Annotated in this window: 10 protein-coding genes; 5 read left to right on the forward strand and 5 right to left on the reverse strand. The window is 75.3% G+C overall.

Features of this window, described 5'->3' with window-relative positions; all coding sequences use genetic code 11:
* Window positions 1-68 precede the first annotated feature (68 nt).
* Window positions 69-905, reverse strand: coding sequence for an alpha/beta fold hydrolase (locus ACIPYS_RS27105; RefSeq protein ID WP_093859895.1), 837 nt, complete (start codon window positions 903-905; stop codon window positions 69-71).
* A 249-nt stretch (window positions 906-1,154) separates the two neighbouring features.
* Here ACIPYS_RS27105 and ACIPYS_RS27110 point away from each other — a divergent pair, with 249 nt between their 5' ends.
* Window positions 1,155-1,709 carry a Dps family protein gene (locus ACIPYS_RS27110; protein WP_400750615.1) on the forward strand — a complete coding sequence of 185 codons (555 nt, stop codon included), beginning with the start codon at window positions 1,155-1,157 and terminating at the stop codon, window positions 1,707-1,709.
* Between the two features lie 184 nt (window positions 1,710-1,893).
* On the opposite strand, the gene ACIPYS_RS27115 is transcribed toward ACIPYS_RS27110, so the two are convergent.
* Both ACIPYS_RS27115 and ACIPYS_RS27120 read right to left on the reverse strand, forming a co-directional pair.
* Complete coding sequence (locus ACIPYS_RS27115) at window positions 1,894-2,376, reverse strand: DoxX family protein (RefSeq protein ID WP_400750618.1); 483 nt, start codon at window positions 2,374-2,376, stop codon at window positions 1,894-1,896.
* 29 nt (window positions 2,377-2,405) lie between these two features.
* Window positions 2,406-3,068 carry a hydrolase gene (locus ACIPYS_RS27120; protein ID WP_400750621.1) on the reverse strand — a complete coding sequence of 221 codons (663 nt, stop codon included), beginning with the start codon at window positions 3,066-3,068 and terminating at the stop codon, window positions 2,406-2,408.
* A gap of 393 nt (window positions 3,069-3,461) precedes the next feature.
* Between ACIPYS_RS27120 and ACIPYS_RS27125 the strand changes: the two genes are divergently transcribed.
* The 3 genes from ACIPYS_RS27125 (at window position 3,462) to ACIPYS_RS27135 (ending at window position 9,140) form a co-directional block, all read left to right on the forward strand.
* Complete coding sequence (locus ACIPYS_RS27125; protein WP_400750742.1) at window positions 3,462-5,342, forward strand: amidohydrolase; 1,881 nt, start codon at window positions 3,462-3,464, stop codon at window positions 5,340-5,342.
* A gap of 83 nt (window positions 5,343-5,425) precedes the next feature.
* The gene (locus ACIPYS_RS27130; protein ID WP_400750624.1) at window positions 5,426-6,202 is read left to right on the forward strand and encodes a YoaK family protein; all 777 of its coding nucleotides are present in this window, start codon (window positions 5,426-5,428) and stop codon (window positions 6,200-6,202) included.
* Between the two features lie 208 nt (window positions 6,203-6,410).
* Window positions 6,411-9,140: a BREX system ATP-binding domain-containing protein gene (locus ACIPYS_RS27135; protein ID WP_400750627.1), complete on the forward strand. Its 2,730-nt coding sequence runs from the start codon at window positions 6,411-6,413 to the stop codon at window positions 9,138-9,140.
* Between the two features lie 255 nt (window positions 9,141-9,395).
* Here the strand turns inward: ACIPYS_RS27135 and ACIPYS_RS27140 are convergent, their stop codons facing one another.
* The gene (locus tag ACIPYS_RS27140) at window positions 9,396-10,553 is read right to left on the reverse strand and encodes a hypothetical protein (protein WP_400750629.1); all 1,158 of its coding nucleotides are present in this window, start codon (window positions 10,551-10,553) and stop codon (window positions 9,396-9,398) included.
* 135 nt (window positions 10,554-10,688) lie between these two features.
* The gene (locus ACIPYS_RS27145) at window positions 10,689-11,918 is read right to left on the reverse strand and encodes a cytochrome P450 (protein ID WP_400750632.1); all 1,230 of its coding nucleotides are present in this window, start codon (window positions 11,916-11,918) and stop codon (window positions 10,689-10,691) included.
* Between the two features lie 239 nt (window positions 11,919-12,157).
* Here ACIPYS_RS27145 and ACIPYS_RS27150 point away from each other — a divergent pair, with 239 nt between their 5' ends.
* Window positions 12,158-13,195 carry a hypothetical protein gene (locus ACIPYS_RS27150; RefSeq protein WP_400750635.1) on the forward strand — a complete coding sequence of 346 codons (1,038 nt, stop codon included), beginning with the start codon at window positions 12,158-12,160 and terminating at the stop codon, window positions 13,193-13,195.
* The last annotated feature ends 111 nt before the right edge of the window (window positions 13,196-13,306 follow it).

Below are 13,306 nucleotides of genomic sequence, written 5' to 3' on the forward strand. Positions count from 1 at the left end.
ACGGACGCTCCGGCGACGGTGCCGAGCGGGGGCGGACGGCCGCGGGCGGGGACGCGCGGCCGTCCGGGTCACTTGGCGAGGAAGGCGAGCAGCGCGGTGTTGACCTCCTCGGCGTGGGTCCACAGCAGGCCGTGCGGCGCGCCCTCGATCTCGACGTAGTCGGCTGCCGGCAGTGCCTTGTGGAAGACGCGGGCGGTGCTGTCGATCGGCAGGGTGCGGTCGCCGGTGCCGTGCAGGATCAGGGCGGGCACGTCGATGCGCGGGATGTCGCCGCGGAAGTCCGTGTACCAGGAGGTGGGGGCGGCCGAGGCGGCGTGGGCGCCGCCGCTCGCGGCGACGTTCCAGCTGTTGCGGACGGCCTCCTCGCTGATCCGGGTGCCGAGGTTCTCGTCCAGGTTGTAGAAGTCGTTGAAGAAGTCGGTGTAGAAGGCGTACCGGTCGGCCTTGGCGGCCGCGACGACGCCGTCGAAGAACTCCTGCGGGGCGGCGCCGTCCGGGTTGTCCTCGGTCTTGAGCAGGAACGGCTCCAGCGAGGCGAGGAAGGCGACCTTGGCGACGCGGGCCGAGCCGTACGTGGAGACGTAGCGGGCGACCTCGCCGGTGCCCATCGAGAAGCCGACCAGCACGGCGTCCCGGAGGTCCAGGGTCTCCAGCACGGTGTTCAGGTCCGCGGCGAAGGTGTCGTAGTCGTAGCCGGTCGTCGGCTGCGAGGACCGGCCGAAGCCGCGGCGGTCGTAGGTGATCACGCGGTGGCCGGCGTCCAGGAGGGCGGCGCTCTGCCGCTCCCAGGAGGCCCCGCTCAGTGGGTATCCGTGGATCAGGACGACCGGCTGCCCGGTGCCGTGGTCCTCGTAGTAGAGGTCGACGGAGGTGGTGTTCTCCTGGCCAACGGTGATGTACGGCATGGGTGTTCCCGTTTCTCTCGGACAGCGTTCGCGCTGTTGACGGCTTCACGCTAGGGGCCACTGCCGGGGGGCGATTGCCTCTGGGAGCACAGCCGGTCGTCCGAGAGCGCTCGGGGTCGGCCCGGGCCGGTCGGGCCGGCCTGTGCGCGGACCGGCCGGGTCGGTGCGCTGCGGGAACAGGCCGCCGGCCGTCGCGTTCCTACGCTGACCCGGTCCGGCATTCCGCCCCAGAGAAATCCCAGGAGCACCATGAGCGGCCAGCCGCGCCTCCACCGACACGGCCCGGAGATCCAGGAGTTCGGCACCGTCACCCGGCTGCCGATCGCGCTCTCGCACGACGCCCGGCAGTACTCCGCCCAGCGCCTCAACCGCGCTCTCGCGAACACCCAGTTCCTGTACGCGCTGTACAAGAAGTACCACTGGGGCATGCGCGGGCCGACCGCGTACCAGCTGCACCTGCTCTTCGACAAACACGCCCGGGAGCAGCTGGAGTTGGTCGACGCGCTGGCCGAACGGGTGCAGACCCTCGGCGGCGTCGCGGTGGGGGACCCCCGGCACGCCGCCGGGATCACCGATGTGCCGCGCCCGCCGGACGGCATCGAGGGGGTGCCGTCGATGCTCTCGCGGCTGCTCGACGCCCACGAGAGGGTGCTCGCCGACGTGCGCGACGCCGCGGCCCGCACGGCGGAGCTCGGCGACGACGGCACCCAGGACCTCCTGGTCTCCCAGGTGATCCGTACCGGCGAGACCCAGGTCTGGTTCGTCGCCGAGCACTTGGTCGCGACGCCCGAAGCCGGGGCGTGACCGGGGGCCGGGCCCGCCTCGTCGGCGGGTCCGGTCCGGTGTCCGGTCCGGCGTCCGGTCCGGCGCCCGGCGTGCGGTCCCCGGCACCGGGCCGGAGGCGTGCGGGGGTGCGCGGCCGGAACGGGCTCGGGCCCATGGGGGAGTGATCGCCCCATGGGCCCGAGCCCGTCGTGCTGCGCCCGCCTCAGTCGCGGTGCAGCGCCAGCCGGGTGGCCAGGCCGCCGCCGACGCCGGCGACGACGGCCGCGGGCAGGCACCACAGCGGCCAGTGCGCCAGGCCGAGGGCCCCGTCGGCCGACCACCGGCCGGGTCCGGTGGCGGTCAGGGCCGCGCCGATCGCGGTCAGGACGAGCGGGAACTCGTACCCGTCGTGCTGCACCCACAGCCCGTGCGGCCACTTGACCGTCACGGCGACGGTCATCACGCCCATCACGCCCGCGCCGGCCAGTGGCGTGAGCAGTCCGGCGGCCAGCATCAGCCCGGCCCCGATCTGGGTGCCGCCGGCGGCGAGCGCGGTGAGCTTCCCGCCGCGGAAGCCGTCGCCCCGGAACTCGGCGCTGCCGCCGTCCAGTCCGCCGCCGCCGAGGTGGAAGCTGACCTTCTGGACGCCGTGGCCCGCGATCAGCAGGCCGGTGACCAGGCGCAGCAGGAGAAGGCCCGTGTTCATGTCGGACTCCGTCGGGTCGTGGTGGTCCGTCAGCCGGCGGCGTGCGGGTCGATCATGGCGTGGGCGTAGACCAGGCCGAGGCCGTAGGCGCCGCCGTGCTCCTCGACCAGCTCGGTCACCGGGACGTAGGTCTCGGCCCGCGCCCAGTCGCGCTGGAGCTCGAGCAGGACCTGGATCCAGGTGACCGGCACGGCACCGGCGGCGGTCATCCGCTGCAGGGCGTGCTCGTGGGCCAGCGGGCTGACCCCGCCCGAGGCGTCGGCGACGACGTACACCTCGTAGCCCTGCTCCAGTGCGGAGAGGGCGGGCAGGACCAGGCAGACCTCGGTCCACAGGCCGGACAGGACGATCTTGCCGCGGCCGGTGGCCCTGACCGCCTCGACCAGGGCCTCGTCCTCCCAGGCGTTCATGGTGGTGCGGTCGATCACCTCCTGGTCGGGGAAGACGGCCTTCAGCTGCGGGAGGATCGGGCCGGAGAAGGACTCGGCGGCGACGGTGGACAGCACGGTCGGCACGTCGAAGATCCTCGCGGCCTTGGCCAGGCCGACGGTGGAGTTGATGATGGCGGTGCGGTCGCCGCTGCCGGTGCCGAAGAACATCTGCGGCTGGTGGTCGACGAAGAGCATCATCGCGTTGTCCGGGGTCAGCAGGTCCGGGCTCGGGGCGGCGTGGACGTTGGTGAGGTCGACCATGGTTCTTCTCTTCTCCGGAATGCTGGATCTCTTGGGAGCGCAGGGAACTGACACTGCGTAGGACGCCTGCCGGATCGGCCCGGCGGCTCGTCGACGACGTTAGTGCGCGACGGCCCGGCGGTTCTGCTCGCCAGGTGCCCGGGACTGGCCCGACAGCGCACGGCGGGCGGACTCCGGACCGGCCGCCGGCCGGAGTGCGCTGCGGGGCAACCGCCGGTGCGCTGAGGGGAATCCACCCCGCCGCCGGGTGCCTAGGTTCGCCGGGCGGCCCTCGAAACGGGCCGTCGGGCGGCCCCGGAGCGAGCCGTTCCGCGTCAGTCGTTCCGCGTCGGCCGTTCCGTGTCGGCGGCACCGTGTCGGCCGCTCCGTACGAAGGGACCCCCGTTGTCCACCATGCCCGTCGCCGGGATCCGCCCCGGCGCCCCCGAGCAGCCCGCCGACCTGGTCGTGCGCAACGCCAAGGTGTTCACCAACGACCCGCGCCGCCCCGGGGCCACCGCCGTGGCGGTCAGGGACGGTCTGGTCGGTGCGGTCGGCGACGACGCGGACGTCGCCCCGCTGGTCGGCCCCGGCACCCGGGTGGTCGACGCGCTCGGCCGCCGGCTCGTCCCCGGCCTCAACGACGCGCACCTGCACGTCGTCCGCGGCGGACTCAACTACGTGCTGGAGCTGCGCTGGGACGGCGTCCGGACACTGCGGGAAGCCCTCGCCGTGCTCAAGCTCCAGGCCGAGCGCACTCCGCCCGGTCAGTGGGTGCGGGTGGTCGGCGGTTGGTCGGCCGACCAGTTCGCCGAGCGGCGGCTGCCCACCCTGGCCGAGCTCAACGCCGCGGCGCCCGACACCCCGGTCTTCGTCCTGCACCTCTACCAGTCCGCCCTGCTCAACAAGGCCGCACTGCGGGCCGCCGGTTTCACCCGGGACACCCCCGATCCGGCCGGCGGCCAGATCGTGCGCGGCCACGACGGCGAGCCCACCGGCCTGCTGATCGCCGCCCCCGGAGCCCTGCTGCTCTACTCCACCCTCGCCAAGGCGCCCGTCCTGGACGAGGCCGACCGCCTCGGCTCCACCCGGCACTTCCTGCGCGAGCTGAACCGCTTCGGCCTCACCTCCGCGATCGACGCCGCCGGGGGCTTCCAGAGCTTCCCCGAGAACTACGGCACCGTCACGGAACTCGCCCGTCGCGGCGAACTGACCCTGCGCATCGCCTACCACCTCTTCCCACAGACCGCCGGGCAGGAGCTGGACGACCTCGCCCGCTGGGTCGAGACCGTGCGTCCGGGCGAGGGCGACGAGTGGCTGCGCCTCAACGGCGCGGGAGAGAACCTCACCTGGGCCGCCGCCGACTTCGAGAACTTCGCCGAACCCCGGCCGCAACTCGGTTCCTACGAGGGCGAGTTCGAGAAGGCAGTCCGACTGCTGACGGAGCACGGCTGGGGCTTCCGCCTCCATGCCACCTACGACGAGACCATCCGCCGCGACCTCGCCGTCTTCGAGAAGCTCGCCGCCGAGGGCCTCTTCCCGCAGGGCAACCGCTGGCTCTTCGACCACGCCGAGACCGTCACCCCGGACAGCCTTGACCGGATCGCGGCCCTCGGCGGCGCCGTGTCCGTGCAGAACCGCCTCTCCTTCCAGGGCGAGGCCTTCGTCTCCCGCTACGGTGCCCCGGCCGCCGCCGAGGCACCGCCGCTGCGCGCGATGCTGGAGCGCGGCCTCACCGTCGCGGCGGGCACCGACGCCACCCGGGTCTCCTCCTACAACCCCTGGGTCGCCCTGCACTGGCTGGTCTCCGGCCGGGCCGTCTCGGGGCGGCGCCTGGCCGCCCCGCACAACCGGCTGGGCCGCGCGGAGGCGCTGGAGCTCTACACACTCGGCGGCGCCCGGCTCACCGGCGAGGAGGACGTCAAGGGCCGTCTGAAGGTCGGGAGTTACGCGGACCTCGCGGTCCTGGACGCCGACTACTTCACCGTGCCGGAGGCCGACATCCCGCACATCGAGTCCGTGCTCACCGTCGTCGGCGGACGCATCGTCCACGCCGCCCAGGAGCACGAGGGCCTGGCGCCCGGGCTGCCCCCGGTGTCGCCCTCCTGGAGCCCGGTCACCCGCTTCGGCGGCTACCGGGCCACCCCCGCCCCCGGCCCGGCCGCCGGTGTCCGGCAGGCCGAGGGCGTCCTGGAGGCGGTGGCCGCCTCCGACGAGCAGCACGCCTGGCGTACGGCCCGCGGTCTCGCCGCCCCCGGGCGCCCCCGGGTGCCGCTGGATCCGTGCTTCCTCTGACGCGCCGCCGGTCCCGGCGCGGGCGGCGCCGGCCCGAGCCGGTGCCCCCGCCCGCAGTCCCCTTCCGTCCACAAGGAGCCGTCGTGGCCGTACCCGCAGCCGATTCCCGCACCGCACTCCCGCAGCCGTCCGGACCGCAGCCGTCCGGGCCGCAGCCGTCCGGACCGCAGATCCAGGACCGTCACCCGCTGGCGCTGGCCCTCTTCGGCCTCACCCTGGTCAGCGGCCTGATCGACGCCGTGAGCTACCTCGGCCTCGGCCACGTCTTCACCGCGAACATGACCGGCAACGTCGTCGTCATCGCCTTCGCCCTCGCCGGAGCCCCCGGCTTCTCCGTCGCGGGCTCGCTGACCTCGCTCGCCGCCTTCCTCCTCGGCGCGGGAGCGGGCGGCCGGATCGCGGCCCGGTGGAGTGCCGGCCGTCGCCCCGCCCGGCTGCGCGCGGTCTTCGGGTTGGAGGCCGCGCTGTACGGTGCGGCCGCCGCCGTGCTCTTCGTCCGCCCTCCCGAGGGGGCCGCGCAGTACGCGGTGACGGCGCTGCTGGCCCTGGCGATGGGCATGCGCAACGCCACGGTGCGGGGCCTGGGGATACCCGACCTCACCACCACCGTGCTCACCCTCACCCTGACCGGCCTGGCCGCCGACTCCCGGCTCGCCGGCGGCACCGCCACCCGGCAGCGCCGCCGGATCCTCTCGGTGGCCACGATGCTCGCCGGCGCGGCCCCGGGCGCGGTCCTGGTCCTGCACGGGCGGATCGCCTGGGCCCTGGTGGCGTGCGCGGTGCTGGTCGGCGCCACCGTGCTGCTCCACCGCGGGTGGGACGACGGCCCCGCCGGGTCCGCGCCGGGCCCCTCCGCGTGAGGTCCGCCTCCCCGTCCCCGGTCGGCTCCGGTCGGCCCCGTCGCCCCCGGTCGGCTCCGGTCGGCCGGAGGGCGACGGTTCCGGGCGCCGGCCGTCGCGGCCGGAGGGCGGCCGACCGGCACCCCGTAGAAGTGGATCCGGTGGTTCCGGCCGGCGGTAACCTTGGGTGCCCGGGCGGCGGGCGAGCGGACCCGAGGGAGCGGAACCAGTGTCGGCGGTCAGGCGTTTCCCGGAACCGGTCGGCCGACAGCGGGAGACCGAACTGCTGACCGCCGCGCTGGTGCAGGCCGTGGACGGCGCGAGCGGCTCCACCGTGCTGCTGCGCGGGGACGCCGGTGTCGGCAAGAGCACACTGCTGGCCCGGGTGGAGCGGGTGGCGCGCGAGCGCGGCTTCACGGTCCTGCGCGCGGTCGGTACGGAAGCTGAGACGGACCTCGCGTTCGGAGCCCTGCACCAGGTGTTCCGGTCGCTGCTCCAGCGGTCCGGCGCGCTGTCCGCGCACCAGCGGGACGCGCTGGAGAGCGCGCTCGGTGTCCGCTCCGGGACCCCGAGCGGCTTCGCCGTCGGGGCCGCCGCCCTGGTGCTGCTGGAGGAGGCGGTGCGGACCGCTCCCGTGCTGCTGCTCCTGGACGACCTGCACTGGGTCGACTCGTCGAGTGCGACCGTCTTCGCGTTCCTGCACCGGCGGTGCGCCGATCTGCCGGTGGTGATCGTCGGCGCCACCCGTGCGGACGGACCGGCCGCCCAGAGCTGGTCGGCGGAGTGCGTCGACGTGCCGGCGCTGCCCCGGTCGGACGCCGCTCTGCTGCTGGCCACCTACTGTCCCGGACTCGCGGCCACCACCAGGGAGCGCGTCCTGGCCGAGGCGGCCGGGAACCCGCTGGCGCTGGTGGAACTGCCGCGGCAGTTGGCGGACGCCCAGCAGCGCGGCGCCGCACCGTTGCCCGAACGGCTGCCGCTGGGACGGAAGCTGGAGCGGATGTTCGCCGAGCGGCTGGGGGCGGTGACACCGGAGGTCGGCCGGATCCTCCTGCTCGGAGCGCTCGCCGCCGGTCCGGAGTACGGGAGCGGCGAGTGGCTGCGGGCCCTCGCCGACGAGAACACGCTGGAGATCCTGGACCGGGTCGGGACGGAGGGCCTGGCCCGGCTCGACCCGGCCGGACAACTCGTCTTCCGGCACCCCCTGGTCCGCACCGCCGTCGTCGCCGCCGCCTCCGACGGCGCACGGCGGGAGGCGCACCGCGCGCTGGCCGACGCCCTGGCACCGGACGACCCCCGACGGCTGGTCCACGAGGCGGCCGCGGCGCTGCTGCCCGACGAGGACCTCGCGCACCGGCTCCAGGAGGCCGGCCGCGACCTCGCCCGGCGGGGCGGCGAGGCGGAGGGGGCGCTCCTGCTCGAACGTGCCGCGGCCCTCAGCCCCGGCGGCGCCGACCGGGTCCGCCGGCTCACCCGGGCCGCCGTGATGTCGGCCCGCGGCGGCCAGCTGCGCCACACCGCGGCCCTGGTGGAGGAACTGCGGACCACCGTCGTGCCGCCGGACATCGCCCCGCTGTTCTCGTACGCGGTGGTCTACGCCGACCAGAGCCACCACATCGACTTCGAGTCCTCCGCCGCGCTGCTGCCCGCGGCCCTCGACACCCTGACCGCGCCGGGCGCCGACACCTTCGACGGGCTGGTCGAACAGGCCTACTTCAAGCTGCTCCTGGCCGCCTCGTACACGGACGACCCCTGGGCCTGGCGCGCCCTGGAACGCCACCGGGAGAAGGTCTCCGAGGCGGGCCGGCTGTGCCTGCGGGCCTGGACCGACCCGGGACCGGACGTGGCCGCGGCCCTGCTGACGATGGCCGAGGGCATGACCGAGGAGCAGGAGGCCGGCGCGGCCTGGCTGCTGCTGTGGACCGCCTCGGCGCTCGACTGCCCGGAGGGCGACCTGTGGCAGCGGTTCACCGGACTGCACGGCTACGCCACCCAGGGCTCGGTCGCCAAGGCCAAGGCCCAGCAGGACTACCTGCTCGGACACTGGGACCGGGCGGCCGTCTGCCTGCGCGAGGCCGAGATCGCGGACGAGCTCGGCTACCACACCAACGGCCTGATGTTCCGCCAGTACTACGCGCACTTCCTGGCCGGCCGGGGGGACGAGGCCGGGCTGGCGGAGGTCGAGCGGGCCGTCCGGCCGCACGCGACCCGGGCCCGGATGCGGTACGTCCTGGACCGGCTGACCCATCTGCGGGGCCTGGTCGCGCTCGCCCACCGGCGCTACGAGGAGGCCTACGCGCACTTCTGCGAACTCACGCCGCCCGGGCACCTGCCCGGCGGCCCGCCCTGGCGTCACGCGCTGGTCCTCGACCTGGTGACCGCCGCCGTGCACACCGGCCGGCACCAGGAGGCGCGGGCCCACCTCGAGGCCGGGCGGCAGGCCCGCTCGGCCGGGATATCGGGCCGCCACGCCTTCCTGTGCGCCGCCGCCACCGCCCTGGCCGCGGCCGACGACGAGGCCGACGCCGCCTACCGCGCCGCGTACGCCGTCCCGGGCGCCGAGCAGTGGGCGTTCGAACTGGCCCGGCTCCGGCTCGCCCACGGAACCTGGCTGCGCAGGCACGAGCGGCCCGGGGCCCGGGAGGCGCTGCGCGCGGCCCACCAGGTGTTCCGCCGGCTCCGCGCCACGCCCTGGGCGGGACAGTGCGAGCGGGAACTGCGCGCCGCGGGCGACTCCGTGACCCTCCCGCAGGAGGGCCCGGCCGCCACCGGACCGGCCGGGCTGACCGCGCGGGAGCTGCGGATCGCCGGGCTCGCCGCGACCGGTCTGACCAACAAGGAGATCGGACGGCAGCTGCAGCTGTCGCCCCGAACCGTCGGGGCCCACCTGTACAGGATCTTCCCCAAGCTCGGCATCACCACGCGGGCCGCGCTCGCCCAAGCCATCGACGGCCTCTGACCTGCCGACGGAGCTGCGGGCCGGCCGGGGTGCCGGCCGGCCGAGGTGGGGGAGCCGCTGCCGCGAGTCGACGACGGCACGGTAGGCGCGGTGGTGGCCGACCAGTCGCAGGACGAGCTGCCGGGCCGCCGCCGCGGTGTCCGACCTGGTCGGCCCGTCCAGCAGGGGCGGGGTCACACACACCGCGAGCAGTACGAGGGCGGTGCCGGCGAGCAGGGGCCGGCGGCCGGGCGGGGGCACGGACCCTCCTGGCGGTCAGTGGGCGGACGCCCCGGACCCGGGCCCGGGGTGTGCCGGTTCGAGGGCGCTGTGGCAGACGGGGTGGGTACGGGCGCCGTAGGAGCGCGCGGCGACGACGAGGCCGATGCCCAGTCCGGCGAACGCCAGGCCGCCGAACTCGACCATCCAGGTCATCTGCGCGGTGCTGGTGAACGGCGCGACCGGTTCGAAGGGGGACAGCACGCCGACGGCGATGAGCGGGGCCATGACGGTGAGGACGCAGCCGTACATCGCCAGCGGGAGGCCGGTCAGCCAGGCCGGTACCAGCGGCAGCAGGCGCGGCACGCGTCGTCCGGCCAGGACGAGCGTCCAGCGCGGGAAGACCTGGCCCCAGACGTACAGCAGGCCCAGCAGCAGGAAGATCCCGACCAGGGCCGCCAGCACGGTGATGTCGATCCCCACCGACGCCGCGGCCTTCACCGGCCCCGAGGAGCCGGGGCTGATCGCCTCCTGCCACTCCTCGGCCGAGACGCCGAGGACGTCGCCGCCCAGCGTCCAGACGGTCTTGACGCCCGCCCACGGCAGGAGTCCGCACATCAGCAGGTACACCGCGGCCCGGGTCCGCCGCGGGGCGCGGGACGCGGCCGGGTGGGCGAGCGGCCCGTCGTCGGCGCCGGTGTGCGGCCTCGCGCACCGCGGGCAGTCGCCGCGCAGCCGGCGGCGGTAGGAGAGGGCGACCAGCAGCAGCAGTGCGGCCCCGGTGGTGTTCAGCAGCACCTGGGCCAGACCCGTGGCGCTCTCGACCCCCGAGAGCGTCACCAGCGTCACGAAGTACAGCGGCAGACCGCTCGTGCCCACGGCGAACAGCGGGAGCGCCACGGCCAGCACCGCCGCCACCGCGACCCGGCCGGCCCTGGCGAGCGGCCGGGTGGTGGCCAGGCAGGCGGCGCCGGCCAGGACGGCGAGGGCCGCCAGGGAGAGCTGGACCCCCGGCGCGTAGGCGGCGTGCTCCTTCCACTGCACGGTGGTGCGCGTCGCCGCCCAGGCGATCTCGACGGCGGCGTACAACGCGCCCCACAGGGCGGCGGCCGTGGGTGCCCAGACCGGCCAGCGGCGCCGCCACAGCATCCGCTCCGGGCCCGCGGCCCCCGGCCGGGGGACGTGTCCGGTCGTCGGACTCGCAGGAACAGCCACCGTGACCTCCGTACCTTCGGAATGCGCATGCACGTCAAGACTCCCCGCCGGCCGTGCCGGTCGCGTCCGCCGGGCGGACCGCCCGCCTCCCCCGCGCGGGGGAGGCGGGCGGTCCGGGGTCGGTCCGGGGGAGGATCACGGCGCGGTGCGCCTGGTCAGGGTGAGCGGCACCGAGGTGAAGCCCCAGACCAGGTTGGACTCCAGGCGCCGCGGCGCGCCGTGCGGCGTGGCGGTCGCCACCCGGGCCGTGAACTCCTCGAAGAAGATCGAGAGTTCGCTGGTGGCCAGCGCCGATCCGAGGCAGAAGTGGGTGCCCTGCGCGAACGCGAGGTGGCGGTTGGGCGTGCGGGTGACGTCGAAGCGGTCGGGCTCGGCGAACACCGCCTCGTCGCGGTTGGCCGCGGGCAGCCACACCGCCACCTGGTCACCGGGGCGGATCACCTGACCGTCCAGGACCGCTTCCTGCCGGGCCGTGCGCAGCACGTGCAGGGCCGGGCTGGTGAACCGCAGGATCTCCTGCACGGCGGAGGGGACCAGACCGGGATCGGCCCGCAGCAGGTCCCACTGCTCGGGCTGCCGGACGAGCGCCAGCAGTCCGCCGGTGGTGGCGTGGCGGGTGGTCTCGTTGCCGCCCGAGATGAGCCCGTTGCAGTTGAGCAGGATCTCCTCGTCGGTGAGGGGGACGCCGTCGACCAGGCCGTGCGCCATGGCGCTGACGATGTCGTCCTGGGGGTCGCGCCGCCGGAGTCGCAGCAGGTTGTCGTAGTAGACCAGGAGTTCGGTGTGCGCCTCGGCGACGGTGTTCCGGTCGGTGCGGTCGGCCTCGTCGGCGCCGAACGCGATCATGGTCAGCTTGAGCATGAAGTCCCAGTCGGCCCGGGGCACTCCGAGCATGTCGGCGATGACCGAGACCGGAAGGCGCGCCGCGACCTGGGTGAAGTCGACCTCGCCCCGATCGAGCGCGTCCTCGATCACCTGGACCGCGGTCAGCCGGATGTTGTCCGTCAGCCGCTTCACCATGCGGGGCGTGAAGGCGGAGTTGATGACCCGGCGGATTCCGCCGTGCCGGGGCGGATCGGTGACGATGAGCATCTTTCCGGCGGCGGCCGCGTTGGCCACCGGGTCGGCGTCGAGGCGCATTCCCCCCGTGGACGAGAAGGTGGTGCTGTCCTTGAGGACCTGGGTCGCCAGGTCGTGGCTCAGCACCGACCAGAAGTCGGCGGCCCCGGGGCGTCGGGTCAGGAACACCGGCCGGGTCCTGCGGAGGCTGCTCCAGACCTCCTCGATGCCGTCCTCCGTGTACCGGCGGGGATCGGACAGGTCAGGGGTGGCGCTGCCGAGCAGCGTGTCGGTCGTGTCGGGCATGTTTCCGCCGTTTCGTGCGGGCTGCGGGATACCCGGCGGGCCGCGGCACTCGACGGGCTGCACCATCCTGTTCCGCCCGGTCGGGTGCGGCCCAGGCTGCTTCGAATAATTGAGTGCGTGCCACCCCGGGCGGGCCGGGTGGGCCCGGCGCGGTTTCGATCCTTCGAAGTGGACTGCCCTCCCGGCCCGGTGGACGCCTAGGGTGCACGGGACCTGGGTGGCACGGGCGGGGAGCTGGTATGACGACGAGCGCAGGGACCGGCGGCGTCCGCGGTCCGCGATCCGCAGGACGGCGCCCGGGACGGCCGCGGGCCCGGACGGCGCTCGCGGCGGCGGGCTGCGCCGCGACGTTCGCGGCGGGCGCGCTCGCCCGCCGCCGCGTCGGCGGGTCCACCTTCCCGGGCGAGCGGCTGCTGCGGGGAGCGTCCGCGGCCGGCGCGCTGGCCCTCGGCGGACTGGCCCTCGGGACGGCCGCGGCGGCGCCCCGAGGTGTGCGCCGGGCCGCCGGACTCGGGGCGCTCGGCGCCGCCGCGGGGCTCGCCCAGGGCGGCAGTGCGGTGCTCTTCGACGTACTGGACGTCCTCTTCCGCCGGGCGACCGCGTCGGACGCTCCGGGTGCCCCGGACGCTCCGGAGGCTCCCGGCGTCGACCCGCGCCGGGTGCTGGCCCGTTCCCTCGCGCTCGCCTCGGCCGCGCTGACGGCGTCGGCCGCCGCGCGGCACGCGGAGCACGGAGCCGCCACCTGTGCGCGGTGCGGGCGCCCGGGCCCCGAGGGCGGGCTGCGGGCACCGTCGTGGAGCGGCTACGCGGCGGTGGCGCTGTCCCTGCCGTACCCGGTGGTCAAGCTCGCCTGGGAGTGCGGCAGCGATGTCGGGATCACCCGGCCCGAGCTGATCCACGGCCTCCGCGGGGGATGGGTGCCGGTCGTTCCGGCGCTGGTCGGGACGGTGCTGTCACTGGCCCTGGTGCGGCCCTGGGGGCGGGTCGTGCCGCGCCGGGTCCCGGTGGTCGGTGGCGCCCGGGTGCCGCGTCTCCTGGTCCTGGGGCCGGCCTCCTTCGGTGTGGCCCTGCTGTCCCAGGTGGGGCCGGCGGCGTTCACGGCCGGGGTGCGGCACTACTTCGGCCCGGGGAAGGCGTCCACCGACGACTTCGGGCTGCGGCCGTGGGTGCCGCTGACCTTCTACACGTGCTGGCTGCTGTGGGGTGTCGCGCTCGGCGCCGCCACCTGGGAGTACCACCGGACGACCGCGGGGTGCCCCGCCTGCGCGCCCGGGTGAGCACGGGCGGGTGAGCGCGGAGCGGGCCGCCCGAGGTGTCCGCGCGACGTAGGGCCGCCCCCGTGGCGCGGGGGCGGCCCTACGTTTCTCCGCGGGTCGGCCGGTCGGCGG

Origin of the sequence: Kitasatospora sp. NPDC089913 (genome assembly GCF_044748625.1) — a bacterium.
Classification (GTDB): Bacteria; Actinomycetota; Actinomycetes; order Streptomycetales; family Streptomycetaceae; genus Kitasatospora.